Consider the following 25,205-nt stretch of genomic DNA (forward strand, 5'->3'; position numbering starts at 1 on the left):
ATCATTATCATTAAGATTAACATCCTTATATCGACATGGCTTATCGTTCTGCACCGATCGTTGAAGATGTCATCTGGCGTAGCCATCTCCCCTCAGAGATGCCCTCGCTGGCTGCTGCCGTACGCGCAACGATAGCCAAAACTCGCGAGCACTTGCTGGACTTCATTCGTCTTGACGAAACGCCTGTGCCAGGTGCAATGACGCTGCATGAATGGACGCAACCGGCGACGCTAAGTTCATTGCTCGCTGTTTATTCAGACCATATCTATCGCAACCAGCCCACGCTGCCCCGCGAAAATAAGCCCCTGATATCTCTTTGGGCGCAATGGTATATCGGCCTGATGATGCCTCCGTTAATGGTGGCCCTGCTGACGCAAAAAGAGGCTATAGACGTCTCTCCTGAACACATGCACGTAGAATTCCACGAAACGGGCCGAGCAGCCTGCTTCTGGATCGATGTCCATCAGGATCATCTGGCTACAGCCCTGTCTCCTCAACAACGCATGGAAACACTGATTCTCTCAGCGCTAACGCCGGTTGTGCAGGCGCTGGAAGCAACGGGTGAGATCAACGCAAAGCTTATCTGGAGCAACACCGGATACTTAATTCACTGGTATTTAACGGAAATGAAGCCGTTGTTAGGTGAAGAACTGCTGACCACGCTGCGCCAGACCTGCTTTTTTGAGAAACAACTTTCCTGCGGTCAGGATAATCCTTTATGGCGTACCGTTGTTCCGCGTGAAGGGCTGTTAGTGCGCAGAACCTGCTGCCAACGCTATCGCCTGCCTGACGTTCAGCAATGCGGAGACTGCACGCTGAAGTAAGCGAGGAGCCGTAGCCCCTCGCCAGATATTTATGCAACCTGCTGGTTTTCCTCTTCCATACGCTGCGCTTCTTCTTTTTCCTGCGCTAATAACTGCTTTTCGTAGACCTTAAAGAACGGGAAGTAGATAACGGCCGATACCAGCGCCAACAGCACCACCAGGATAGCCGCACGATAATCCCAACCTAACGCCCATGCGGCGCCAACCGGTGCCGGGGCCGTCCAGGGAACCACTGAAATTACCCGCCCAATTAAATCCAGTTTCATCGCCGCCCACGCCAGTACCGCATTCACCATCGGAGCCAGCAGGAAGGGGATAAAAAACACCGGGTTCATGACAATCGGCGTACCGAATATCACCGGTTCGTTAATATTAAAAATGCTGGGGACCACGCTCAGACGCCCAATCGAGCGTAGATGAGCGGAACGACTCCGCAGATAGCAAATCACCAACCCCATCGTCGCGCCGGAACCACCAACCACAATGAAGAATGTCCAGAACGCTTCCATAAAGATATGCGGCAACGGCGCACCCTGCGCCAGCGCCGACTGGTTCATCCCGAGATTGGTGAGCCAGAACATTTGCAGCATTCCCGACACAATAGCCGCGCCGTGAATACCGGCAAACCACAGCAGATGGCCGATCAATACCGCCAGCAGGATCGCTGGGAGAGAATCTGCAGCCGACACCAGTGGTTTGAAAATGGCCATAATGGCCTGCGGGATCAGCATGTCAAACTGCGACTGTATCACCAGGCTTAGCGGGTACAACGTTAGCACCACCACCAGCACCGGGATCAGCAGATCGAAAGAGTTTTTGATCATCGGCGGCACCTGATCGGGTAAACGGATGCCAATGTTGTGCGCCTTCAGGAAGCGCATCATTTCAACGCAGTAAATGGCTACCAGGATGGCGGTGAAAATCCCCGTTCCTCCCAGACTATCAACCGGCATCGTGCCTTTGGTTTTTGGCGCGGCAATCAGCAAAAAAGCCATGATTGATAGCATCGCACACATAAACGGATCTAACTGATGCGACTTCACATAGTGCTTGCCCAGGTTATAAGCAATAGCCGCACATATGTAGACCGACATGATCCCCATCGTCATATCAAACGGTGTGAGGATTTGGCCTTCAAACTGTTTTGCCAAATCCAGCCACGCACGGGCGAATCCCCAGGTGGTATCGGGAGAAAACGGCGGATAGGCAAAAACCAGCAGAAAAGAGCCTACAATCATAAAAGGCATCGCCGAAATAAAACCGTCACGAATAGCCATGACATGACGTTGTGAAGAGATGCGCCCGGCAACAGGGCTAACATAGTTTTCAACAAAGCGGAAAATCACGTTAAACACAGCATGGTTAGTAGACATAGCCGTTCTCCCGTTGTGCAAAACCTTGCAACCGTGTTGGCATCAACACCACCACGTAAATCCCATTACCACTTTTCGCAACCGTGCCGGGGGGAACACCAGCACTACCGCTATTCGAGTTAAGTTTCATAGATGGCTCTTATTATGTGATACAGAGGAAGTGACAACTTCAGTATTAATCGTCATTTCAGCATTCTGCAACCGGTTACTGTAACCGGTTTCTTTGATTGTGAAGACGATCGAAAAACTGCTAATGTTGCTATATTGTTACAATAAAATATTTACAGTGCGGTTGCCCCTATGACAAATTACATCCTGCATGTTTTCTGCTGTGCAGGGTTATCTGTAAGCGATAGGGAGAGAAGAATGAGTTTGCAATCAGTACGTCAATTCCTGGCGCAACATGCACCAGATATTGAGATTATCGAATTAGATCAGAGCACAGCAACCGTTGATCTGGCAGCAAAAGCCCATAACGTTGAACCTGGCCAGATAGCGAAAACACTTTCGCTAAAGGTGAAGAACGACATCATCCTGGTCGTGGCAAAAGGTGATGCCCGACTGGATAATAAAAAGCTAAAGAGTACGTTCGGTGCCAAAGCCCGTATGTTGAGTAGCGATGAGGTCGTGAGCGCGACGGGGCATCCCGTTGGCGGCGTTTGCCCCTTCGGATTAGAAACACCGATTTCAGTGTACTGTGATGTTTCTCTGAAGCACTACGCTGAAGTGTTGCCTGCCGCAGGTGCCATCCACAGCGCGGTTCGCATCACGCCTGAGAGGATGGCTGAACTGACTTCTGCCACCTGGGTTGACGTGTGTCAGTAATGCTTCACGCGCCAAATCGGCGACCAAACCCGGCACAAAGCACGTCAACGTTGCCTGTCACGAAGCCGCCTGCATAAAAGGCGCTGGCTCGCCAGCACGCAGGTACAGCAGGATATCGGCAGCATCCAGTAACCCGGCATCTGAGCTTACTCCCAGTTTGGACATCACATTAAATTTGTGTGCCCGAATGGTTTTAATGTTCCGTTCAAGCTGAGCGGCAATCTGCGGCATCGAATAGCCATTTGACATAAAGCGCAGTATTTCTCGTTCTGTCGGACTGAGCATGCGGCTTTGATTAATATACCAATGGTTTTTCGTGCTTTCGGTTCCTCGGCTTGGGCAGCTTAACGCCGTAAATAAAGCGTCCTGTAGCACCGTTAACGAAGAAGCTTTACTCACAACGCCATCCAGCGGCAAGGGGGACAAGGAGCCAATTAAACGCGCTTCAGCGTCATCATCGGCAATCACCACACGGCGAATCCGTGGAAAATTTATCGCCAGTTCCGTTAAATAGGCCAACCCAGCTCTGCGATCGCTTCTGATTGCAGAGAGAGAAAAAATAACTGCCGAAAACGACATCTTTAACATTGCCTGACTAAAAGTGGGCTGGCTAGAAAAGAGATGAAGTTTATATTGGTCATCTGGCATGGTATTAAATAAACTATTAATACCTACACTGCTCATTGTACACTTTTCTACCAGTGCAACGTTTCTTTTGATGATTCTGCTTTCCATTCCGTGGTTTCTCCATAAACTGAAGGTAAATTAAGTTCTCGCGATCCTTGAGAACTATTTATCCAGGCATACATTTCTGCATTGCTATTTATCGACAAGCGACGCATAGCGCTATTCTTTTGGGCACTGATTGTTTTATTGCTTTTCTTCAGCAACATCGCAATCTGATTAATTCCCCAGCCTTTCCCAAGGAGGCGCAGCACTTTCCTTTCAGAGAGAGTGAGGACTATTGAGCGCGCGCTATGATCTAACAATTGCGGCATGGCAGGTGGAGAAAGTAGTGTCTTACTTATTCTTTCTGCTCGCGCATTTCCTGCGTGAATGACGCTCACTAAACTTTCTATCGGCTCTGCATCAGAGAGCAGCGAACTGACAGGACACATCAGTAGCTCAATAGCCAAAGGATAAAAAATGCGAGAGACGAGAAAGACCCAGTGAATATCACGGTATTGAGATAATAAAGAATAATATTGTTCGCAGACTGAACGAGGATAATTGCAGTCTCCAGTTAAATCAGCAATCACCAAATCAGCGTACCGTAGTTGTAATAATGTTAGTTCTTCAACAGAACAACAGTATGTAAGTTCGTAATCGGCAAACTGCGCCTGTATTATACCTTTAAGCCCGGTCTGTATAATCGGCGATTTACTAATAATAATTGCGTTTTTGCAGCGTCCTTGCAACATATCCCCTCCACACTCACCAGTCCGTAATCGTACTTAATTCAGTTCTCCCGAATAAATTAATAGCCATTAATTCACGGGAAAATACTCCGAACAATAAACGGGGTGAATTGCTTATCCTTGGCGTTTATTAAAATAAAAGTATTGGCACTACAATCCAGATAAAGCCAAACTGTCAAGCTATTATTACATGATTACGCATAAATACGTTATTTGTAAAATTAAAATAACTACAATAGATCGTTAGCATGGCTTATGTATTTGCCATCCGGGTAAATAACGCTACATTACAGTCATGCGCCCTCTCATACCTCGGCGAGTGGGGAGTGTTAATATGCCATAACCGTATCGTCGGTGTCTTTTTTCGACACAAAGATTGATCTTAGCCAGAGCCAGCGGGCTCATGCTTCATGATAAAAGTAAACATTCGTCACTCAAAGAGATCCTTTTCAGTCAGAGCGAACCATGCAAACAGAGCAGTTGTCACAGCGAACGGTTACACGGTTATGTATTCAATGCGGTCTTTTTTTACTTCAGCATGGGGCAGAAAGCGCGCTGGTTGACGAGCTATCCACCCGCCTCGGGCTGGCGCTTGGCATGGATAGTGTAGAAAGCGCTATCTCCTCTAACGCTATCGTCCTGACCACCATTAAAGACGGGCAATGCCTGACATCAACGCGAAAAAATCAGGATCGCGGCATTAATATGCACGTCGTGACGGAAGTGCAGCACATTGTCATTTTGGCGGAACATAAACTGCTGGATGTTAAAGGCGTAGAGAAACGCTTTAGCCAGATTAAACCACTGCGCTATCCAAGATGGCTGGTCGCCCTGATGGTCGGTTTATCCTGCGCCTGTTTTTGTAAACTCAATAACGGCGGATGGGATGGTGCGGTGATCACCTTTTTCGCCAGCATGGTGGCGATGTATATCCGCCAGATACTGGCATCCCGGCATTTGCATCCGCAAATCAATTTTTGCATCACCGCCTTTGTGGCGACCACCATTTCAGGTTTGCTGCTGACGTTGCCGACCTTTAGCAATACTCCGACTATCGCTATGGCCGCCAGCGTGCTACTGCTGGTTCCGGGTTTTCCGTTGATCAACTCCGTCGCGGATATGTTTAAGGGACACATTAATACCGGACTCGCTCGCTGGGCTATTGCCAGTCTGCTTACGTTGGCGACCTGTATTGGCGTGATCGTGTCGATGACCTTATGGGGGCTGCGCGGATGGGCGTGATCGATTTCATACTGGCGCTAATGCAGGATATGATCCTGTCGGCGATCCCAGCGCTTGGCTTTGCCATGGTATTCAATGTCCCCCATCGGGCGCTCCCATGGTGCGCATTACTCGGTGCACTCGGTCACGGCTCACGAATGGTGATGATGACCGCAGGGTTTAATATTGAATGGTCAACATTTATGGCGTCGCTGCTGGTCGGCTGCATTGGGATCCAGTGGTCGCGCTGGTATCTGGCGCATCCGAAAGTCTTCACCGTCGCGGCAGTGATCCCTATGTTTCCGGGGATCTCCGCCTACACAGCCATGATCTCAGCGGTAAAAATCGGCCATTTTGGTTACAGCGAAGTGCTGATGATTACCCTGCTGACCAACTTCCTGAAAGCCTCATCGATTGTCGGTGCGCTCTCCATCGGTCTGTCCGTGCCAGGATTATGGCTGTATCGCAAACGTCCACGCGTTTGACGGTACACTTTCTTTAATGCCGTGCAGAGAGGGGAATCTCCCCTCACCTGCTGCTCTCCTTCTTCTCTGTGTTACTATAAAAGCAGTCCCCTTCTCGGTTGTTGTTCAGTATTGAGAAACATTATGCCCTGCAAAATTTTGACGCCAGACGTCACGAGCATTGACGCCTTACTACACGATCACCACGCTGTGCTGGCCAAGTCTGCGGGTGGCGCCGTAGCCGTATTCGCTAACAATGCACCAGCGTTTTACGCGGTGACGCCTGCGAGACTGGCTGAGCTGTTGGCGCTTGAGGAGAAACTGTCACGCCCGGGAAGCGATGTGACATTGGATGATCAATTTTATGAAGAGCCGCAAACCGCTCCCGTTGCCGTGCCAATGGGGAAATTTGCGATGTACGCTGCCTGGCAGCCTGATGCCGACTTTCAGCGTCAGGCCGCTTTATGGGGCGTAGCGTTGCGAGAGCCGGTTACTGCTGAAGAACTGGCCTCATTTGTTGCCTACTGGCAGGCTGAAGGCAAAGTCTTTCACCATATTCAGTGGCAGCAAAAACTGGCGCGCAGCATTCAGATTGGACGGGCCAGCAATGGCGGAATGCCAAAGCGCGATGTGAACAGCGTCAGTGAACCTGACAGCCACATTCCACCGGGTTTTAGAGGATAACGATGAAAAACGTTGGCGACCTGATGAAACGTCTGCAAAAAATGATGCCACCTAATGTCGAGCCCGCCTTTAAAACGGGCGAGGAGCTGCTGGCATGGCAAAAAGAGCAAGGTGAAATTCGTGCCGCAGCGCTGGCCCGCGAAAACCGGGCCATGAAAATGCAGCGCACATTCAACCGTTCCGGTATCCGTCCGCTGCATCAGAACTGTTCGTTCGAAAACTATCGGGTAGAGTGCGAAGGTCAGATGAACGCCCTGAGCAAAGCCCGCCAATACGTTGAAGAGTTTGACGGCAACATCGCCAGCTTTATCTTCTCCGGCAAACCCGGCACCGGCAAAAACCATCTGGCCGCCGCCATCTGCAACGAACTGCTATTGCGCGGCAAGTCGGTACTGATCATTACCGTGGCCGATATCATGTCGGCGATGAAAGAAACGTTCAGCAATCGTGAAACCAGCGAAGAACAGCTGCTCAACGATCTGAGCAATGTGGATCTGCTGGTGATCGACGAGATCGGCATGCAGACCGAATCCCGATATGAAAAAGTGATTATTAATCAGATTGTCGATCGCCGTTCATCCTCAAAACGTCCGACCGGCATGTTAACTAACAGCAATATGGATGAAATGAACAAGCTGCTGGGCGAGCGCGTGATGGATCGTATGCGCCTTGGCAACAGCCTGTGGGTCATTTTTAACTGGGAAAGCTACCGTAGTCGGGTCACCGGTAAAGAGTATTAACGTATTAGGACCACTCCTAAGACTGCCAGCGCTATACTGCGCTGAAAAGGCATAACACGAGTTGCATATAATGATGAAAACTACCAAACGTCTGCTGTGCTGTGCGCTTGCCGCCAGCACGCTCATCTCCACCAGCGTTTTCGCTGCCTCCTGGCAGGACTCGCTCTCCAGCGCGGCCAGTGAGCTGAGCAAACAAAGCTCCGGCTCGCAAAGCAGCTCGTCGCTCTCTTCCCTGACCAGCCTGCTGAATGGCAGTAATCAGTCGTTGACCTCCAGCAGCATGAATAACGCCGCCGGGATCCTGGAATATTGCGCGAAACAGAAGCTGGCCTCGGTCACCGACACGCAAAACGTCAAAAACCAGGTGCTGGATAAACTGGGGCTCAGTGCTCCTGAGCAGAAGCAAGACACCAACTATATGGACGGGATTCAGGGTCTGCTCAACGCCAAAGATGGTCAACAGCTGGACCTGAACACGATTGGCAACAGCTCGCTGGCGAAGCAGGTTAAAACCAAGGCCTGCGATCTGGTGTTAAAACAGGGCATGAACTTCATTTCCTGACGCACGACATGCCGCGTATAACCTGCGCGGCATCTATTTTTTACCCCATTACATTCACACGTTAAATAACCAGTAAATCCCCTGCAAAAAACACACATATCTAAACCAATTCTGAATAACAACGTAATTTAATGTCACTACAATTGCAGCAATATAACATCGCTATTACATTGTGCTTTCCCCTAATGATTAGCCTGCCAGGCATGTGCCCGGTTTATTGAGGATCGACCGTTGTCAGAATTAATCTCCATCACTCTGTTTCTCGCTTCAGTGCTGATTTACGCCTGGAAAGCGGGTCGCAACACCTGGTGGTTTGCCGCCACGTTAACGGTGCTGGGGATTTTTATTGTCCTGAATATCACGCTGTACGCCAGTGACTATTTCACCGGCGACGGGATCAATGACGCGGTACTCTACACGCTGACCAACAGCCTGACCGGCGCGGGGATTGGAAAATATATTTTGCCGGGGGTCGGCATCGCGCTGGCGCTGACGACGGTTTTTGTCGCGCTCGGTTGGATCCTGCGCCGCCGTCGCCATCACCCGCATCATGTGGGCTACAGTCTGCTGGCCCTGCTGCTGGCGCTGGCCTCCGTTGACGCCAGCCCGGCGTTTCACCAGATAACCGAACTGGTGAAGTCGCAGTCGCGCGATGGCGATCCGGATTTCCCGACGTATTATAAAGAGCCGTCGAAAACCATTCCCAACCCGAAGCTGAACCTGGTGTATATCTACGGTGAGAGCCTCGAGCGCACCTATTTTAATAACGACGCGTTCCCGGATCTGACCCCGGAACTCGGCGCGTTAAAAAATGAAGGTCTGGATTTCAGCAATACCATGCAACTGCCGGGTACCGATTACACCATCGCTGGCATGGTCGCCTCCCAGTGCGGTATTCCGCTGTTTGCGCCATTTGAAGGCAACGCCTCGGCGTCGGTCTCAAGTTTCTTCCCTAACAATATCTGTCTGGGCGATATCCTGAAAAACTCCGGCTATCAGAACTACTTTGTGCAGGGTGCCAACCTGCGCTTTGCCGGCAAAGACGTGTTCCTGAAATCTCACGGCTTTGACCATCTGTACGGTGCGGAAGAGTTAAAAAGCGTGGTGGCGGACCCGGCCTATCGTAACGACTGGGGCTTCTACGACGATACCGTGCTGGACGAAGCATGGAAAAAATTCGAAGAACTTTCGCGCTCGGGCCAGCGTTTTTCACTGTTTACCCTGACCGTGGACACCCATCATCCGGATGGATTTATCTCACGTAGCTGCAACCGTAAACGTTATGACATCGACGGGAAGGCCAACCAGTCGTTCAGCGCGGTCAGTTGCAGCCAGGAAAACATTGCCGAATTTATCAATAAAATCAAAGCATCGCCGTGGTTTAAAGATACCGTTATCGTTGTTTCTTCCGATCATCTGGCGATGAACAACACCGCATGGAAGTATCTGAACAAGCAGGATCGTAACAACCTGTTCTTCGTGCTGCGCGGCGACCAACCGCAACAGGACACGCTGGCGGTAAAACGTAATACGATGGATAACGGCGCAACGGTACTGGATATTCTCGGCGGCGATAACTTTATCGGTCTTGGCCGTAGCAGCTTGTCTAGCGAATCCGTGTCGGAAGTATTCCTGAACATTAAAGAAAAAATGCTGGCGTGGAAGCCCGATATCATTCGCCTGTGGAATTTCCCGAAAGAGATGAAAGAGTTCACCGTCGACCAGGACAAAAATATGATCTCCTTCTCCGGCAGCCATTTCCGCTTGCCGTTGCTTTTACGGGTATCGGACAAACGCGTCGAGCCGCTGCCGGAAAGCGAATACTCGGCCACGCTGCGCTTCCAGCTGGCGGATTTCGCCCCGCGCGATAACTTTGTCTGGGTCGATCGCTGCTACAAAATGGCGCAACTATGGGCGCCGGAGCTGGCACTTTCTACCGACTGGTGCGTTTCACAGGGTCAGTTAGGCGGGCAGCAAATTGTGCAGCACGTCGACAAAGCCAAATGGAAAAGTAAAACCGTATTTAAAGATACGGTGATCGACATGGAGCGCTACAAAGGTAACGTCGATACGCTGAAAATTGTCGATAACGACATTCGCTACAAAGCAGATAGCTTCGTTTTCAACGTGGCGGGCGCGCCGGAAGAGGTGAAACAATTTAGCGGTATTTCACGCCCCGAATCCTGGGGACGCTGGTCCAATGCGCAGCTCAGCGAAGAAGTAACGATAGAGTACAAAGCCCCGCTACCGAAGAAATTCGATCTGGTCATTACCGCGAAAGCCTTCGGCGACAATGCCAATCGTCCGATCCCCGTGCGCGTTGGCAACGAGGAACAGACGCTGGTGTTAGGCCATGATGTCAGCACCACCACCTTGCATTTTGATAATCCGTCGGACGCCGATACGCTGGTGATTGTCCCGCCCGATCCGGTTGCCACCAACGAGGGCAATATTCTCGGCCACTCGCCGCGTAAGCTGGGGATCGGGATGGTTGAAATCAAAATAGTGGCTGCTCAGGGATAAAAAAAACAGCGCCCAACACCACACCGGGCGCTGCATGGCAACCTTATTCCAGACCGTTCACCGCCTGGCGCATACCCTGCACCAGAATCATCTCCAGGTTGGCCGTCACCTGCCCGGCAAGCCCAGGTAACAACGTCAAATCCTCTCCCCAGTGCGCCGCATCGCCAAGCACTGCATCCACCAGTTCACGCAGCGTTAAATCATTGCCAACTCGCGGCCACAGGCTGGCATAGAGTCTTACCCACTGCTCATCATCCTGTATCGGATAGCGTTCCCCGTTACGCTCTGCGCGATAAAACGCCAGCAGCGCAGCGAGGGCAAACGTTAACCGCACTGGCCAGCGTCCATTTTGCTCACCCGCCAACAGTTGCGGCAAAATTCGGGTGCGGAATTTAGTCATTCCGTTAAGCGCAATGGAAAGCAACTGGTGGCGAATGTAGGGGTTCTGAAAACGCCCGCTCACCGCGTCGGCAAATTCTCGCAGTTCGTCCGCCGGGAGATCCAACACCGGAATAATCTCCTCACTAATCGCCCGCTCGACAAAGCGGCGGATATCAGCATCCTGCATCGCCTCGCCAACGGTCTCCAACCCGCACAGCCACGCCACCGGCACCAGCGCCGTATGCGCGCCATTGAGAATAGCGACTTTGCGCTCTTTGTACGGTTTGATATCGCTCACTACACGGATATTCAGCGGACACTGCGCCAGCTTCAGCTCCTCTGCCAGCCACTGCGGCCCCTGGATCACAAACAGGTAAAAATGCTCCGCGGTATCGAGAAACGCATCGTGATAGCCAAGTGTAGCCTCCAGCGCTGCGGCTTCTTCGCGCGGGTAGCCGGTGACAATACGGTCAACCAGCGTGGAACAGAACGTGTTTGCCGTCTCCACCCAGTCTGCAAATGCCGGAGGAAGCTGCCACTCCTGCGCATACCGCAGCACCAGGGATTTGAGCGCCTCACCGTTATAGTCGATAAGCTCGCACGGAATAATTACCCAGCCCTTATCCACCGCGCCCTCAAAGTGGTTAAAGCGCTCCATCAGCAGGCGCGTCAGTTTGGCCGGAAAGCTCACCGGCGGCGCATCATCCACACAGTCTGCCGCGTGATAGCTAATTCCGGCTTCGGTAGTATTTGAAAACACAAAACGGATATCCGCATTGTGCGCCAGCGCCAGATACGCCGCGAAATCCTGGTACGGGTTGATTTCGTGATTCACCGAACGGATAAGCCGCGCCTCGCTCACCGCCTCACCCTGCTCGTTTAGCCCGCGAATAAGCGTGGTATACAGCCCGTCCTGGGTATTCAGCGACGGCGGGAAATCGGTATTAATTGGCCGAACGATGGTCACGCCAGCGTTCAGATCGGTATGCTCGTTGAGGATATCCAGTTGCCAGTCGACAAACGCCCGCAGAAAGTTACCTTCTCCAAACTGGATCACACGCGTTGGGTAGCTGGCTCCCGGAAAATCACGTCGATTCAATGTTTTCATCCTGTTTTCCCTCTCAGAACGTGATCACGCCTTTAATCAGTTCACGGTTGTTGATCACATCCCGCTCGTAGATTTCAGCCAGTGTGGCAAACGCGTAACGGTGCGTAAGCATCATGTCAGCGGTCAATTTGCCTTCCGACATCAGGCGGCCCACTTTGGCGAAATCTTCCGGCGTGGCGTTGCGACTGCCCATCATGGTGGTCTCTTTCTTGTGGAACTCAGGGTCAGAGAACTGCAAATCGCCTTTAAACAACCCAACGAAAACGATGCTGCCGCCATGACGAATCAAATTCACCGTGTTATTCATCGCATGCTGATTCCCCGTGGCATCAATGACCTTTTGCGCCAGCGAACCGCCAAACTGAGCGCGCAGCTGCGCATCAAAATCTTCAGCGGATGGGTCGATAACCGGAAGTCCCAGGCGGGAAACCACATGGTCTCGGCGTGCGGGACTAGTATCGGCGACCACCACCTGTGCGCCATCGGCTTTGGCAATCGCTGCAGCCCCCAGGCCAATCGGACCAGCGCCGACCACCAGCACCTGCTCACCCGGCGCCACCGCCGCCCGGCGTACCGCATGCGCGCTGATGGCATAAGGCTCAATCAGCGCCGCCGCCTGCGGGTCAATCCCCTGCGCATCCAGCAGGTTGGTCACCGGAACGGACAAATATTCACTGAAACCGCCATCCTGGTGCACGCCAATTACTGAAATCTTCTCGCAGCAGTTGGTGCGCCCGCTCAGGCATGCCGGACACTGCTGGCAGGCCACGTAAGGAATAACCGCCACCTGCTGACCATTTTTCAGATTCTGTATATTCTTACCCAGCCCGACAATTTCCCCACATATTTCATGCCCTAATACACGTGGGTAGCTGAAAAAAGGTTGATTGCCACCCCAGGCATGAATATCGGTACCACAAATCCCTACCGATTTAATTTTTATTAATGCTTCGCTCTCACCCGGAATAGGTATTTCGCGTTCTTTCCAGACTAATTTTTTAGGTTCCTGGCAAATCAACGTATTCATCATAGACATGATTCTGCTCTCCTGTTTTTTGTTGCCTCAGATATCAACGAAAATAAAAAAGACGGAGAAAGCAGAAACACAATCTGTGAATCCCAGCGCATAAAAATGTTTTAAATCGGGTTTTAATAGATAAAAAGGAGAAGCCATGAGCCGTTCGCAGAACTTACGCCACAATGTGATTAACCAGATTATCGATGATATGGCGCGTGGTCATATCCCTTCCCCTCTCCCGTCGCAAAGCGCATTAGCGGAGATGTACAACATCAGCCGCACCACCGTGCGTCATATGCTGAGCCACTTAGGCGAGTGCGGCGTTCTGACCCAGGTCGGCAGCCACTATGTTATCGTGCGTAAACCCGACCATGACGACGGTTTTGCCTGCACCACCGCCTCCATGACCGAGCAAAACCGGATTTTTGAGCAGGCTTTTTTCACTATGATCAACCAGCGCCAGCTGCGTGCAGGCGAGAGCTTCTCCGAACTACAGCTTGCCAGAGCCGCGGGCGTCAGTCCGGTAGTCGTACGGGAATATCTTTTAAAATTCGAACGTTACAACCTGATCAAAAACGAAAAACGCGGTCAGTGGAGCATGAAGCAGTTCGATCAGGCCTATGCGGAGCAGCTGTTTGAACTCAGAGAAATGCTGGAAACCCATTCCCTGCAGCATTTTCTCAATCTGCCCGACGATGACCCACGCTGGCTGCAGGCGAAAACGCTGCTGGAACGCCACCGGATCCTGCGCGACAGCATCGGCAGCAGCTTTCGTATGTTCTCGCAGTTAGACCGTGAGTTTCATGCCTTGCTACTCTCTGCTGCCGATAATATATTTTTCAATCAATCACTTGAAATCATCTCCGTGATTTTCCACTTCCACTATCAGTGGGATGAGAGCGACCTCAAACAACGCAACATCATTGCCATCGATGAGCATATGACCATCCTCAGCGCGCTGATCTGCCGCAGCGACCTGGATGCCACCCTGGCGCTCTGTAACCATTTGAATTCAGCCAAACAATCAATGATTCGTTCCATCAACCAGAGTCATAGCGCCGCCCATTAAGTACCGATAAAAAACAGCAAATCATTACCGGGAGCACGATTTTATAAAAATAAAAACGCCTGAAAAATACCTCTTGCCTATGCTCACGCTAAGTCGACTGCATTAAAAACTTTTGTGAGCGGTGATGAGCAAATTGATTCATCATCGGTATTTTTTCAATACTGCACAGTTCTGCTGTGTGAAAAATAAATTATTGAGGTTCAGGAGTCCGGCGTGGAAAAAAATAATATTACCCTCGACCCGAGTTCTTCGTTTGGCACGTCATCATCTGCGGATATTAATGTTCCGCCTGAGGGCATGGTGCAACGCAGTAGCCGAATAAAACGTATTCAAACCACGGCAATGATTTTATTATTTTTTGCTGCGGTTATTAATTACCTCGACCGCAGTTCTCTGTCGGTCGCCAACTTAACGATTCGTGAAGAACTGGGGCTAAGCGCCACGCAAATCGGCGTGCTACTGTCGGTATTCTCTCTCGCTTACGGTATTGCACAATTGCCCTGTGGCCCGCTGCTGGATCGCAAAGGTCCGCGCATTATGCTGGGGCTGGGGATGTTCTTCTGGTCGCTGTTTCAGGCAATGTCTGGCATGGTACACAGCTTCACCCAGTTTGTGTTGGTTCGTATCGGGATGGGGATCGGCGAAGCGCCAATGAACCCGTGCGGCGTAAAGGTCATCAACGACTGGTTTAACATCAAAGAGCGCGGCCGCCCGATGGGATTATTCAACGCCGCCTCCACCATCGGGGTTGCCATTAGCCCGCCGATTCTGGCTGCCATGATGCTGGTAATGGGCTGGCGCTGGATGTTCATCACCATTGGCGTGCTGGGTATTTTCCTCGCCATCGGCTGGTACATGCTGTATCGCAACCGCGAGCAAATTGAGCTGAGCGCCACGGAACAAGCGTACCTGAACGCTGGTAGCGTCAATGCCCGCCGCGATCCGCTGAGCTTTGCCGAATGGCGCAGCCTGTTTCGCAACCGTACCATGTGGGGCATGATGCTGGGCTTTAGCGGCATCAACTATACCGCATGGTTATACCTGGCCTGGCTGCCGGGCTACCTGCAAACCTCCTACAACCTGGATTTAAAAAGCACCGGATTAATGGCGGCGATCCCGTTCCTGTTTGGCGCAGCCGGCATGTTGATTAACGGTTTTGTCACCGACTGGCTGGTGAAGGGCGGTATGGCGCCGATTAAGAGCCGTAAGATTTGTATAATCGCCGGGATGTTCTGCTCTGCAGCCTTCACCTTCGTTGTGCCGCAGGCCACAACGTCGATGGCCGCCGTGTTACTGATCGGTATGGCGCTGTTCTGTATCCACTTCGCCGGTACCTCGTGCTGGGGCCTGATCCACGTTGCCGTCGCCTCACGCATGACCGCTTCCGTGGGCAGTATCCAGAACTTTGCCAGCTTTATCTGCGCGTCGTTTGCGCCGATCGTCACCGGATTTATTGTTGATACCACCAACTCTTTCCGCCTGGCGCTGATCATCTGCGGCTGCGTCACCATGGTGGGGGCCCTTGCCTACATCTTCCTGGTTCGCCAGCCCATTAGCGATCCACGTAAAGATTAATCCTCCAGATGCCCGATAACACCGTGCTTATCGGGCATGTTATGCTCCTCGTATGAACATCACCTTACGCGCTACTACTCTGGCAGACGCAGCCGCTCTTCCCGCCATCGAACGATCTGCGGGGCAACGTTTTTTACAGATCCCAGAACTGGCGTGGATTGCTGATGACCAGATTATATCGTCTGCTCAGCATCAGGCATTTGCCGCCACTGGCTTGAGCTGGCTGGCGCAGGCCGATGAGCATCCGGTCGGCTTTTTAGTCGCCGAAACGCTGGATTCATCGCTGTTTATTGCGGAACTGTCGCTGCATCAGGAGTGGCAGGGAAAGGGAATTGGCCGCCGATTAATTTGCTATGTTGCCGAACAGGCGGGCGAGAAAGGTTACACATCGCTCACGCTGACCACCTTCCGCGATGTGCCGTGGAATGCGCCATGGTACGCGCGTCTGGGATTTGAAATGTTGGCTGAAGAGACGCTGCCTGCAAAGTTGCGCCAGAAAAGAGAAGAGGAAGCGGCGCATGGACTGGCGTATGAATCACGCTGCGCCATGCGCCTGATGCTTACTTAGAACGTTTCCCAGTTATCCCCGGCATCCGCTACCGCGGCTTTACGCGGCTGGACCGTTGAAACCGGTTTAGCGGCCGCAACGTCACGCGCGCGCTGTTGGTCATGCTGAATACGGAACACAGCAACGGCCTGAGTCAGGCGGCTGGCCTGCTCTTCCAGCGCGGCAGCGGCAGCGGCGGATTCTTCCACCAGCGAGGCGTTCTGCTGCGTCACACGATCCATCTCGGCAACGGCCAGACCAACCTGATCAATACCGCGGCTCTGTTCATCAGAAGCAGAGGCGATTTCACCCATGATATCGGTCACGCGGGTTACCGCATTGACGATCTCATCCATGGTTTCACCGGCGCTTTCAACCAGCGTTGAACCAACATCCACACGGCTGACCGAATCTTCAATCAGGCTCTTAATCTCGCGCGCGGCCTGCGCACTACGCTGGGCCAGGTTACGCACTTCACCCGCAACCACCGCAAATCCACGGCCCTGCTCGCCCGCACGTGCGGCTTCTACCGCGGCGTTGAGTGCCAGAATATTGGTCTGGAAGGCAATGCCGTCGATGACGCTAATAATGTCGGCGATCTTCTGCGAACTGGAAGCGATATCACGCATGGTTTGCACCACGTTGTCCACCACTTTGCCGCCTTTCTGCGCGGTTTCCGACGCACTCAGCGCCAGATGGCTGGCCTGACGCGCGTTTTCGGCGTTCTGCTTCACGGTTGCCGTCAACTGTTCCATGCTGGCTGCGGTTTCTTCCAGAGAGGCCGCCTGCTGTTCGGTACGGGAGGAGAGATCGTTATTGCCCATCGCAATCTCGCTGGCCCCGCTGTAAATCGCGTTGGCGCCGTTACGCACGTCACCCACGGTATTCATCAGCTCACCCTGCATGTGACGCAGGCTTTCCGCCAGTTGCCCAATCTCGTTGGAACCTTCCACTTCAATGCGCTTCACCAGATCGCCGCTGGCGATATGACGAATGCTGTCAATCAGACGGTTCATTGGGGAGATAAGGGTCAGTTTGATACCAAACCACACCGCAATAATCGCCGCCAGTACGGTAATCAGCACGCAGATCAGCACCCACATCGCCTGGCTGTAAGAACTGTTGTTATCTTCCACCGCGATGTCATACAGGCGATCGTTCTGCTGCATGTAACTCATATACTGCTTCTCAAAGCCATCCTGATAGCTCTGCGTCGGTTGATCAAAGAACGCGTTGATCTTCCCGTCACCCAGTAACTGGATCAGCTCCGCCAGCGCACCGTGATAGATGTCATAGGTGCGGTTGATCTCCTGGAAAGCGGCTTCGCTTTGGCGCGGATCGCGCGGGAGCGACTCGTAAATCGCCCAGTTTTTTTCCGTCAGCTTCAGCGCCGTGCTGGCTACCTGCATCAGTTCGGCAACGGTCGCGCCGCTGCCGATATTGCTCTGATCCATCATGTAGCGAATGCCTGCCCGGTTCAGGGTGTTACGCGTTTGCAGCAGCTCAACCCAGGTGGCGTTCAGCGCAGACTGTTGCTGGCGAATGGTTTGCAGAACGGTAAAGTTCTCTTTGTCATTCTTAAGTGAGTTAAAAAACAAGCCGCCCGAGGCGAGCTGTAAAAGGCCAAATAGCGCCAATACCAGCAGTAAGCTGGTAACAATCTTCATACGTTTTAACATGTTTTCTCTTTCCGCTAGACAGATGTCAGAATTTTCGGCCTGGAAAGGGAAAACTTTATGGATATCGTTCGAAAAGCCGGTGTTCTGGCAATATCTCTCGCTGAAAAAAGCAGCAAACACACTCGGCACATAACACGCAAAAGTTGCCGTAGTGGCTTCCCCACCTTTTCAGAGGGCTTTTCATTTATACGCACTTCGATTACCAATGGAAGTCCTGTCACCCGCCTCTAAAACAAGGAAGTCCCTCTGTGAAAAAGAAATTTTTCGATTTATTATCTAATGCTGCTCCCTTCTTACTGCTGGGAGGCATTTTAGGATTAATGACCCCCATAGTGCCAAAGCTCCTTATCCCGGAGATTTCAGGCATCTTAATGGAGAGCATCGCACCTAAAAGCATCATGTTTCTGCTCATTATAGATGCGTTATTTACTGTAATTTTACTCAGGCTATGTGGTGTATTCGATTCAAAAAAAGAAAAATCTGCTTTTATCTATGAAAGATTTTTATTTAAATTCAATGAATTGGGGAAATCCATTACCGCAGCCACGTTTGGTACACTTTTCGGGCTTACGCTGGCAATGCTTCCCTATAGCGAATTTCGCATGGCGGGAGTCGGCCTATATTTTTCTGCGATGTTGATCGTGATATGGGCCCTATTTGACTTCCTGAGCCACATGAGTAAAAACGCGGTTGGCAAAACTGAACGATGTACCTTTTATGCCGTGGTTATCGCCATTTTCGCCTACTACCTCTACCTTATAGCCACTCAAATACAGGCGTCCACTCCCGCCGCGTGAACCTCACACCGGTAATTATGTGATTTTAATCACACAATTACCGGTCTACACCCCATATTAAAACCGCTCACTGACACTTGGGACCGCTTAAGCTGACATACAACCGCTCACTTATTTACCTTACTTTACGCGCGTAATTCTCTGGCAAGATCCCCCCAACATAGCAGTCAAATAACCTCCTCAAACACAAGATCAAACCCACGCGGCTTCGGCCAATTATTAATTAGATACCAGGTTTTACTATGGATACGAAAAAGATATTCAAGCACATACCCTGGGTGATTCTCGGAATCATCGGTGCATTCTGCCTCTCGGTAGTGGCATTACGTCGGGGTGAGCACATCAGTGCCCTGTGGATCGTGGTCGCCTCAGTTTCTGTTTATCTGGTGGCTTATCGTTACTACAGTTTGTACATCGCCCAAAAGGTGATGAAACTTGACCCGACGCGCGCCACGCCGGCGGTCATCAATAATGATGGTCTGAACTACGTTCCAACCAACCGTAACGTGTTGTTTGGTCACCACTTTGCCGCTATCGCAGGTGCAGGTCCGCTGGTTGGGCCGGTACTGGCCGCGCAGATGGGTTACCTGCCTGGTACGCTGTGGCTGCTGGCGGGCGTAGTGTTGGCCGGTGCGGTACAGGACTTCATGGTGCTGTTTATCTCTTCTCGCCGTAACGGCGCATCTCTGGGTGAGATGATCAAAGAAGAGATGGGCCCGGTGCCGGGAACCATTGCGCTGTTCGGCTGCTTCTTAATCATGATCATCATCCTCGCGGTACTGGCGTTGATCGTGGTGAAAGCACTGGCTGAAAGCCCGTGGGGTGTGTTCACCGTCTGCTCAACCGTACCTATCGCGCTGTTCATGGGGATCTACATGCGATTCCTGCGCCCAGGACGCGTGGGCGAAGTGTCGGTGATTGGTATTGTGTTGCTGGTTGCCTCCATCTACTTCGGCGGCGTGATTGCGCACGACCCGTACTGGGGCCCGGCGCTGACCTTTAAAGACACCACCATTACCTTCACCCTGATCGGTTACGCGTTTATCTCCGCGCTGCTGCCGGTATGGCTGATCCTTGCCCCGCGCGACTATCTGGCTACCTTCCTGAAAATCGGCGTTATCGTCGGTCTGGCGGTGGGGATTGTTATTCTCAACCCGGAACTGAAAATGCCGGCGATGACCCAGTACGTTGATGGTACTGGCCCGCTGTGGAAAGGCGCTCTGTTCCCGTTCCTGTTCATCACCATCGCGTGTGGTGCGGTATCTGGCTTCCACGCGCTGATCGCTTCCGGTACTACACCGAAGCTGCTGGCCTGTGAAACCGACGCGCGTTTCATTGGTTACGGCGCGATGCTGATGGAATCCTTCGTGGCGATTATGGCGCTGGTTGCTGCGTCCATCATCGAACCGGGTCTGTACTTCGCAATGAACACCCCGCCTGCGGGCCTTGGCATCACCATGCCGAACCTGCATGAAATGAGCGGTGAGAACGCCCCGCTGATTATGGCGCAGTTGAAAGACGTTACCGCACACGCAGCGGCAACCGTCAGCTCCTGGGGCTTTGTGATTTCGCCTGAGCAGATCCTGCAAACCGCGAAAGACATCGGCGAGCCGTCCGTTCTGAACCGCGCAGGTGGCGCACCGACGCTGGCCGTAGGTATCGCCCACGTGTTCCACAAAGTGCTGCCGATGGCTGACATGGGCTTCTGGTACCACTTCGGTATCCTGTTCGAAGCGCTGTTCATCCTGACCGCACTGGACGCCGGTACCCGTTCTGGCCGCTTTATGCTGCAAGATTTACTGGGTAACTTCGTTCCGTTCCTGAAGAAAACCGACTCTCTGGTTGCGGGTATCATTGGTACTGCGGGCTGCGTAGGCCTGTGGGGTTACCTGCTGTATCAAGGTGTTGTTGACCCGCTGGGCGGCGTTAAGAGCCTGTGGCCGCTGTTCGGTATCTCTAACCAGATGCTGGCTGCCGTGGCGCTGGTTCTCGGCACCGTGGTGCTGGTTAAAATGCAACGCACCAAATACATCTGGGTTACCGTGGTTCCGGCAGTATGGCTGCTTATCTGCACCACCTGGGCGCTGGGTCTGAAACTGTTCAGCACCAACCCGCAGATGGAAGGCTTCTTCTTCATGGCGAATCAGTACAAAGAGAAGATTGCTAACGGCGGCGAACTGACCGCTCAGCAGATTGCCAATATGAACCATATCGTCATCAACAACTACACCAACGCAGGCCTGAGTATTCTGTTCCTGGTGGTGGTGTACAGCATCATTTTCTACGGGTTCCGTACCTGGCAGAAAGCCCGTACCATCAACGGTCGCTCTGATAAAGAGACACCGTATGTACCGGTGCCGGAAGGCGGTGTGAAAACCTCTTCACATCATTAAGCCGTAATTGCCGGATGGCGCTGCGCTTATCCGGCCTACAAAATGTGCAGTATGTAGGCCGGATAAGGCGCAAGCCGCCATCCGGCTTTATTCATTAACAGGACGGCAGAATGTTTGGTACTTTAGGTCAGGCAAAAAAATATCTCGGTCAGGCGGCAAAGATGCTGATTGGCATTCCGGACTACGACAACTACGTCGAGCACATGAAGACCAACCATCCCGATAAGCCGTACATGACCTACGAAGAATTCTTCCGCGAGCGCCAGGAAGCCCGCTACGGTAGCGGCGGAAGCAGTTGCTGTTAGAAGGAGAAGTGAATGACCCCGATTGCAGTTACCCTACTCACCGGTTTTCTTGGCGCGGGTAAAACCACCCTGCTGCGCCATATTCTCAACGAGCAGCACGGTTACAAGATTGCCGTTATCGAAAACGAATTCGGCGAAGTCTCGGTGGACGATCAGCTGATTGGCGATCGCGCAACACAGATCAAAACCCTGACCAACGGCTGCATCTGCTGCACCCGTTCGAGCGAACTGGAAGACGCGCTGCTCGATCTGCTCGACAACCTCGACAAAGGCACCATCAATTTCGACCGTCTGGTGATCGAATGCACCGGCATGGCCGATCCCGGCCCGATTATTCAGACCTTTTTCTCCCATGAAGTAATTTGCGAACGCTACCTGCTGGACGGCGTGATTGCGCTGGTTGACGCGGTGCATGCCGACGAGCAGATGAACCAGTTCACCATTGCCCAGTCTCAGGTGGGCTACGCCGACCGCATCCTGCTGACTAAAACCGACGTAGCAGGCGAAAGCGAAAAGCTGCGAGAGCGCCTGGCGCGCATCAACGCCCGTGCGCCGATTTACACCGTGACGCATGGCGATATTGACCTATCCCTGCTGTTCGACACCAACGGTTTCATGCTGGAAGAAAACGTGGTCAGCGCCAAACCGCGCTTCCACTTTATCGCCGACAAGCAAAACGATATCTCCTCGATCGTCGTCGAGCTGGATTACCCGGTGAACATCAGCGACGTGTCCCGAGTGATGGAAAACCTGCTGCTGGAATCCGCTGAGAAGCTACTGCGCTACAAAGGTATGCTGTGGATTGAAGGCGAGCCAAACCGCCTGCTGTTCCAGGGCGTCCAGCGCCTGTACAGCGCCGACTGGGACCGCCCGTGGGGCGACGAACAACCGTACAGCCAACTGGTGTTTATCGGTATTAATCTGCCGGAAGACGAGATCAGAGCCGCGTTTGCGGGGTTGAAGAAGTAGATTTTTTGTAGGCCGGATAAGGCGCAGCCGCCATCCGGCACTCCAGCCACTCACTCGGTGATCACAAACCGTGTCGCCGCAAAGCAGTTCAATATCCGGTGCACCAGAAATACCATCGTTAATGTGGCCACCAGCGCGACGGTAACGGAGGTGATGCGGTAGAGATCGCTGAACACCAGATCGCTGTCCGGATGCAGGTTCTGGCCAAACATAATGCCGATGGTGGTGATACTGGCAAAACCCACGCCCGCACCGACTTTTTCCATCACGTGCAGGCGGGCGCTGAACGCCAGTCCAAGGCCAATCAGCGGCATCATCAGCAGCATATGATTGCTGAAATCATACACCAGCAGTTGCACCAGCAGAATGTACAGACAAGCCAGCACCACACCGACCACGCGCCAGAGAGAGCTCAACACCGCGCCGCGATAATGCATCGGAAACAGGATCAAAATCCCCGCCATCAGCGCCGACAGCGAATCACTCAAATCGCAGATCTGGAAGACCACAAAAGTCATTGTCGCCACCGAACCGGAAAGCAGCGACTCGTGGCGCACCCGGGCGTCATCTTTCTCAATGCGCGGCGGCGGCTGGCGGGGTTCCACGTCCGGGATCAGATAATGCAGCAACGCGCTTAGCGCCACCGCCATGACGCAGGCTTCCATATTGGAGAACATCAGCGTATGCCAGTTGGTGGTGGGATAGCTCATAAAGTTGAGCATCGTGCTCTGGCACACCACGCCCATTGAGCCGAACAGAAACAGCGGTCCTTTGCTCATCAAACGAAAACGCACCACGTACAGGCCAAATACCACCAGCGTCATAATCAGCGGCCATTGTGAGAGATAGCCGACAATCAGTACCATTTCGACGCAGTTCACTGCCGCGCTGAACACAAACTGTTTGGCCACATGGCGGTTGAACACCGGTACCAGCGACAGCAGCATCAGCGGATAAACCACAAAAAACACGCCGTACTGCACGTTATAAAAGGTCGAGATACTCAGCGCGATTGTCCCGGTAACCGAGATACGCAGGGTCTGGCGAAAATCATTGGCGGTGTAGACAATATTCCCGTGCGGCGTAAAGACGTGAGCCAGGGTGTTAATAGACATAATGCAGCCAGCTAACGAGATGGATCTGCGCTCCGGCAAAGGTGCGGGCGAACATCCCTTCGCTGTTATACAACTGCACTGTGGCGCGTGCCCCGGTCGGCAACGGCGTGTCGAGCGGTTCGTTCAGCGCGACGTGAATACGCATACGCTGGGCGTCGCGCACCCAGCGGGTAGACTGTTCCGGTTGCGACAACTGGCCATTAACCTGCTCCTGACCCGCCAGAATACCGGCATCGCTGCTGGTGACGCGGGCAGAGAAAACCTTGCCCGGCATGGCGTCGAACACTACGGCGGCATCGGTATCCACCCGGGTGTGGCGCAGGCTTTTCTCGCGAAAATCGGCCACGATATCAGTCTGATGGCTGACCAGCGCCAGTAGCGGCGTGGCGGCGGTGGCATAAAGTCCGGGACTAAGCTGGAGATTGCTCACCGTACCGTCGGTCTGGGCATACACTTTGCTCCAGCCGAGGTTCAGTTGCGCCTCTTCCAGCGCGTTACGGTATTTTTGCAGCGTCACGTTGCGGTTTTCATCGCGCTCGCCGCGTTGGATCAGCAGGTTCTGAATACTGGCATTGAGCGCCGACACCGACTGCTCGCTGGTTTGCCAGGCGGTGCGCACCTTGTCGAGATCGGCTTGCGACACGTTCTGCATGGCGCTCAGGCGCTGATAGCGGTCAAAGGTGGTCTTGTCGTTCCGGGCGTTAAATTGCGCAGTGCGCAGGTTGGCACGCACAGAGGCGATCTGCGCATCCAGCTGTTGGTTGCTCAGCTTTGCCTGCTCAAGGGCGATTTGCGCAGCCTCGACCTTATTGATAAACGGCGTCGGATCCAGTTCGTACAGCAAATCGCCCTTTTTCACCTGGCTATTGTTATGCACATGCACCTGCGAGACGTAGCCGGATACGCGTGAGGAAACAGGCGTTACTACACGCATCACCGTAGAGTCCGGTGTTAGCGGGATCCAGATATCGGCAACGATAAACCAGGCGAATATTACCAGGAAAGCGGCAATACTCACCCTTACCCAACGGGCAAATTTTTGTTCTGGGGTCATCATAGTTTTTTAGTGTTGATTGTCTTCTTCGCGGATTGTCCGCAAATTGCAGGCGAGTTGATTTAAGGTCGAGCTAAAGGCGGCAAGCTCCGCTTCGGGGATGGTACACGTGACACGATGTTGGTAGTTCTCAATCACCCGGTTTAGTTCTTCCAGCCTTGCGCGGCCTTGCTCGGTCAGCGTGAGCAGGCGAATGCGTTTGTCATAAGGCGATGTGGAACGCAGCAGATAGCCGTGTTTTTCCAGCTGTGAGAGGGTGCGCATCAGCGGCGGCAGTTCAATACCCTGCACCTCCGCCAGTTCACTGACCGAGACGTTGTCTCCCAGTTGATACAGCTGCATCAGTACCGTCCAGCTTGACTGCGTCAGGCCAGTGTCGGTAATGGCTGCATCAATAATGGCCCGCCACTGGCGCACCACCATTGCCATGCGCATCCCCATCGGACGGCGGGCAAACAGTTCATCTTCAGTCATGTATCCTTCCCCTCATCGCTGAGAAGAAAATAATACTTATCATGGTAAGTATCAAGAAACACATCATTCAGAAGCATGAATTGATAA

Annotated in this window: 24 protein-coding genes; 15 read left to right on the forward strand and 9 right to left on the reverse strand. The window is 52.7% G+C overall.

The features are described from left to right. Positions 1-35 precede the first annotated feature (35 nt). Positions 36-824, forward strand: a complete 789-nt coding sequence (gene fhuF, locus SK39_RS08145; RefSeq protein ID WP_046670886.1) for a siderophore-iron reductase FhuF — start codon at positions 36-38, stop codon at positions 822-824. Positions 825-853: 29 nt separating this feature from the next. On the opposite strand, the gene SK39_RS08150 is transcribed toward fhuF, so the two are convergent. Further along, positions 854-2,197, reverse strand: a complete 1,344-nt coding sequence (locus SK39_RS08150) for a PTS cellobiose transporter subunit IIC (RefSeq protein ID WP_003829998.1) — start codon at positions 2,195-2,197, stop codon at positions 854-856. A gap of 366 nt (positions 2,198-2,563) precedes the next feature. Between SK39_RS08150 and SK39_RS08155 the strand changes: the two genes are divergently transcribed. Beyond that, positions 2,564-3,022 carry a YbaK/EbsC family protein gene (locus tag SK39_RS08155; protein WP_003019114.1) on the forward strand — a complete coding sequence of 153 codons (459 nt, stop codon included), beginning with the start codon at positions 2,564-2,566 and terminating at the stop codon, positions 3,020-3,022. A 57-nt stretch (positions 3,023-3,079) separates the two neighbouring features. On the opposite strand, the gene bglJ is transcribed toward SK39_RS08155, so the two are convergent. After that, positions 3,080-3,757 (reverse strand): DNA-binding transcriptional activator BglJ, encoded by a 678-nt coding sequence (bglJ, locus tag SK39_RS08160; protein WP_048216856.1) that lies wholly within the window; start codon positions 3,755-3,757, stop codon positions 3,080-3,082. Then, the gene (locus SK39_RS08165; RefSeq protein WP_003837239.1) at positions 3,718-4,443 is read right to left on the reverse strand and encodes a helix-turn-helix transcriptional regulator; all 726 of its coding nucleotides are present in this window, start codon (positions 4,441-4,443) and stop codon (positions 3,718-3,720) included. The genes bglJ and SK39_RS08165 overlap by 40 nt, the downstream gene beginning before the upstream one ends. A 462-nt stretch (positions 4,444-4,905) precedes the next feature. Here SK39_RS08165 and SK39_RS08170 point away from each other — a divergent pair, with 462 nt between their 5' ends. The 6 genes from SK39_RS08170 (at position 4,906) to opgB (ending at position 10,634) form a co-directional block, all read left to right on the forward strand. After that, entirely contained in the window at positions 4,906-5,682 is a 777-nt protein-coding gene (locus SK39_RS08170; RefSeq protein WP_032948472.1) for a threonine/serine exporter family protein, read from the forward strand. Continuing rightward, on the forward strand, positions 5,673-6,146 hold the full coding sequence (locus tag SK39_RS08175) for a threonine/serine exporter (RefSeq protein ID WP_003019127.1): 474 nt from the start codon (positions 5,673-5,675) through the stop codon (positions 6,144-6,146). Before SK39_RS08170 ends, SK39_RS08175 begins: the two co-directional genes overlap by 10 nt. 123 nt (positions 6,147-6,269) lie before the next feature. Next, positions 6,270-6,809, forward strand: coding sequence for a primosomal protein DnaT (gene dnaT / locus SK39_RS08180; protein ID WP_003019130.1), 540 nt, complete (start codon positions 6,270-6,272; stop codon positions 6,807-6,809). A gap of 2 nt (positions 6,810-6,811) precedes the next feature. Continuing rightward, positions 6,812-7,549, forward strand: coding sequence for a replicative helicase loader DnaC (dnaC, locus tag SK39_RS08185; RefSeq protein ID WP_003019133.1), 738 nt, complete (start codon positions 6,812-6,814; stop codon positions 7,547-7,549). Between the two features lie 70 nt (positions 7,550-7,619). Beyond that, positions 7,620-8,111, forward strand: a complete 492-nt coding sequence (locus tag SK39_RS08190) for a YjjA family protein (protein ID WP_003830016.1) — start codon at positions 7,620-7,622, stop codon at positions 8,109-8,111. Positions 8,112-8,342: 231 nt separating this feature from the next. Beyond that, entirely contained in the window at positions 8,343-10,634 is a 2,292-nt protein-coding gene (opgB, locus tag SK39_RS08195) for a phosphatidylglycerol--membrane-oligosaccharide glycerophosphotransferase (RefSeq protein WP_048216857.1), read from the forward strand. A gap of 43 nt (positions 10,635-10,677) precedes the next feature. Here opgB and SK39_RS08200 read toward each other — a convergent pair whose 3' ends face one another. Further along, positions 10,678-12,123, reverse strand: coding sequence for a tagaturonate reductase (locus tag SK39_RS08200; RefSeq protein ID WP_048216858.1), 1,446 nt, complete (start codon positions 12,121-12,123; stop codon positions 10,678-10,680). 13 nt (positions 12,124-12,136) lie between these two features. Beyond that, positions 12,137-13,159, reverse strand: coding sequence for a zinc-binding alcohol dehydrogenase family protein (locus SK39_RS08205; protein ID WP_048216859.1), 1,023 nt, complete (start codon positions 13,157-13,159; stop codon positions 12,137-12,139). Positions 13,160-13,295: 136 nt separating this feature from the next. Between SK39_RS08205 and SK39_RS08210 the strand changes: the two genes are divergently transcribed. The 3 genes from SK39_RS08210 (at position 13,296) to SK39_RS08220 (ending at position 16,353) form a co-directional block, all read left to right on the forward strand. Then, positions 13,296-14,210 (forward strand): GntR family transcriptional regulator, encoded by a 915-nt coding sequence (locus tag SK39_RS08210; protein ID WP_003019148.1) that lies wholly within the window; start codon positions 13,296-13,298, stop codon positions 14,208-14,210. A gap of 213 nt (positions 14,211-14,423) precedes the next feature. Further along, complete coding sequence (locus tag SK39_RS08215; RefSeq protein ID WP_003845612.1) at positions 14,424-15,785, forward strand: MFS transporter; 1,362 nt, start codon at positions 14,424-14,426, stop codon at positions 15,783-15,785. 52 nt (positions 15,786-15,837) lie between these two features. Continuing rightward, positions 15,838-16,353, forward strand: a complete 516-nt coding sequence (locus tag SK39_RS08220) for a GNAT family N-acetyltransferase (protein WP_003845611.1) — start codon at positions 15,838-15,840, stop codon at positions 16,351-16,353. On the opposite strand, the gene tsr is transcribed toward SK39_RS08220, so the two are convergent. Then, entirely contained in the window at positions 16,350-18,011 is a 1,662-nt protein-coding gene (gene tsr / locus SK39_RS08225; RefSeq protein WP_003837223.1) for a methyl-accepting chemotaxis protein, read from the reverse strand. The genes SK39_RS08220 and tsr overlap by 4 nt on opposite strands. 248 nt (positions 18,012-18,259) lie before the next feature. On the opposite strand from tsr, the gene SK39_RS08230 reads away from it, so the two are divergent. The 4 genes from SK39_RS08230 (at position 18,260) to yjiA (ending at position 22,475) form a co-directional block, all read left to right on the forward strand. Beyond that, positions 18,260-18,808 carry a hypothetical protein gene (locus tag SK39_RS08230; RefSeq protein WP_048216860.1) on the forward strand — a complete coding sequence of 183 codons (549 nt, stop codon included), beginning with the start codon at positions 18,260-18,262 and terminating at the stop codon, positions 18,806-18,808. Positions 18,809-19,050: 242 nt separating this feature from the next. Further along, entirely contained in the window at positions 19,051-21,201 is a 2,151-nt protein-coding gene (gene btsT / locus SK39_RS08235; RefSeq protein ID WP_003845609.1) for a pyruvate/proton symporter BtsT, read from the forward strand. Positions 21,202-21,311: 110 nt separating this feature from the next. Then, on the forward strand, positions 21,312-21,506 hold the full coding sequence (locus tag SK39_RS08240) for a YbdD/YjiX family protein (RefSeq protein ID WP_003830038.1): 195 nt from the start codon (positions 21,312-21,314) through the stop codon (positions 21,504-21,506). A 12-nt stretch (positions 21,507-21,518) separates the two neighbouring features. Beyond that, positions 21,519-22,475: a GTPase gene (gene yjiA / locus SK39_RS08245; protein ID WP_048216861.1), complete on the forward strand. Its 957-nt coding sequence runs from the start codon at positions 21,519-21,521 to the stop codon at positions 22,473-22,475. Between the two features lie 50 nt (positions 22,476-22,525). Here the strand turns inward: yjiA and SK39_RS08250 are convergent, their stop codons facing one another. Genes SK39_RS08250 through SK39_RS08260 form a run of 3 tightly spaced genes read right to left on the reverse strand, consistent with a single transcriptional unit; the run spans position 22,526 to position 25,118 of the window. Beyond that, the gene (locus tag SK39_RS08250; RefSeq protein WP_048216862.1) at positions 22,526-23,590 is read right to left on the reverse strand and encodes a DUF2955 domain-containing protein; all 1,065 of its coding nucleotides are present in this window, start codon (positions 23,588-23,590) and stop codon (positions 22,526-22,528) included. After that, positions 23,580-24,647, reverse strand: coding sequence for an HlyD family secretion protein (locus tag SK39_RS08255; protein ID WP_003837201.1), 1,068 nt, complete (start codon positions 24,645-24,647; stop codon positions 23,580-23,582). Before SK39_RS08255 ends, SK39_RS08250 begins: the two co-directional genes overlap by 11 nt. 6 nt (positions 24,648-24,653) lie before the next feature. Next, positions 24,654-25,118: a MarR family winged helix-turn-helix transcriptional regulator gene (locus tag SK39_RS08260; RefSeq protein WP_003019178.1), complete on the reverse strand. Its 465-nt coding sequence runs from the start codon at positions 25,116-25,118 to the stop codon at positions 24,654-24,656. Positions 25,119-25,205: the final 87 nt, after the last annotated feature.

This window comes from Citrobacter sp. BIDMC107 (genome assembly GCF_001037575.1).
Taxonomy (GTDB): Bacteria; Pseudomonadota; Gammaproteobacteria; order Enterobacterales; family Enterobacteriaceae; genus Citrobacter; species Citrobacter freundii.

Excerpts from the sequence above, each read along its gene's own strand:
- yjiA (WP_048216861.1), top strand. The coding sequence starts at position 21,519 with ATGACCCCGATTGCAGTTACCCTACTCACCGGTTTTCTTGGCGCGGGT.
- SK39_RS08250 (WP_048216862.1), bottom strand. The coding sequence starts at position 23,590 with ATGTCTATTAACACCCTGGCTCACGTCTTTACGCCGCACGGGAATATT.
- SK39_RS08240 (WP_003830038.1), top strand. The coding sequence starts at position 21,312 with ATGTTTGGTACTTTAGGTCAGGCAAAAAAATATCTCGGTCAGGCGGCA.
- tsr (WP_003837223.1), bottom strand. The coding sequence starts at position 18,011 with ATGTTAAAACGTATGAAGATTGTTACCAGCTTACTGCTGGTATTGGCG.
- SK39_RS08155 (WP_003019114.1), top strand. The coding sequence starts at position 2,564 with ATGAGTTTGCAATCAGTACGTCAATTCCTGGCGCAACATGCACCAGAT.
- bglJ (WP_048216856.1), bottom strand. The coding sequence starts at position 3,757 with ATGGAAAGCAGAATCATCAAAAGAAACGTTGCACTGGTAGAAAAGTGT.
- SK39_RS08210 (WP_003019148.1), top strand. The coding sequence starts at position 13,296 with ATGAGCCGTTCGCAGAACTTACGCCACAATGTGATTAACCAGATTATC.
- SK39_RS08165 (WP_003837239.1), bottom strand. The coding sequence starts at position 4,443 with ATGTTGCAAGGACGCTGCAAAAACGCAATTATTATTAGTAAATCGCCG.
- SK39_RS08255 (WP_003837201.1), bottom strand. The coding sequence starts at position 24,647 with ATGATGACCCCAGAACAAAAATTTGCCCGTTGGGTAAGGGTGAGTATT.
- btsT (WP_003845609.1), top strand. The coding sequence starts at position 19,051 with ATGGATACGAAAAAGATATTCAAGCACATACCCTGGGTGATTCTCGGA.
- SK39_RS08150 (WP_003829998.1), bottom strand. The coding sequence starts at position 2,197 with ATGTCTACTAACCATGCTGTGTTTAACGTGATTTTCCGCTTTGTTGAA.
- SK39_RS08200 (WP_048216858.1), bottom strand. The coding sequence starts at position 12,123 with ATGAAAACATTGAATCGACGTGATTTTCCGGGAGCCAGCTACCCAACG.
- SK39_RS08220 (WP_003845611.1), top strand. The coding sequence starts at position 15,838 with ATGAACATCACCTTACGCGCTACTACTCTGGCAGACGCAGCCGCTCTT.
- dnaC (WP_003019133.1), top strand. The coding sequence starts at position 6,812 with ATGAAAAACGTTGGCGACCTGATGAAACGTCTGCAAAAAATGATGCCA.
- fhuF (WP_046670886.1), top strand. The coding sequence starts at position 36 with ATGGCTTATCGTTCTGCACCGATCGTTGAAGATGTCATCTGGCGTAGC.
- SK39_RS08205 (WP_048216859.1), bottom strand. The coding sequence starts at position 13,159 with ATGTCTATGATGAATACGTTGATTTGCCAGGAACCTAAAAAATTAGTC.
- SK39_RS08190 (WP_003830016.1), top strand. The coding sequence starts at position 7,620 with ATGATGAAAACTACCAAACGTCTGCTGTGCTGTGCGCTTGCCGCCAGC.
- SK39_RS08170 (WP_032948472.1), top strand. The coding sequence starts at position 4,906 with ATGCAAACAGAGCAGTTGTCACAGCGAACGGTTACACGGTTATGTATT.
- SK39_RS08175 (WP_003019127.1), top strand. The coding sequence starts at position 5,673 with ATGGGCGTGATCGATTTCATACTGGCGCTAATGCAGGATATGATCCTG.
- SK39_RS08260 (WP_003019178.1), bottom strand. The coding sequence starts at position 25,118 with ATGACTGAAGATGAACTGTTTGCCCGCCGTCCGATGGGGATGCGCATG.
- dnaT (WP_003019130.1), top strand. The coding sequence starts at position 6,270 with ATGCCCTGCAAAATTTTGACGCCAGACGTCACGAGCATTGACGCCTTA.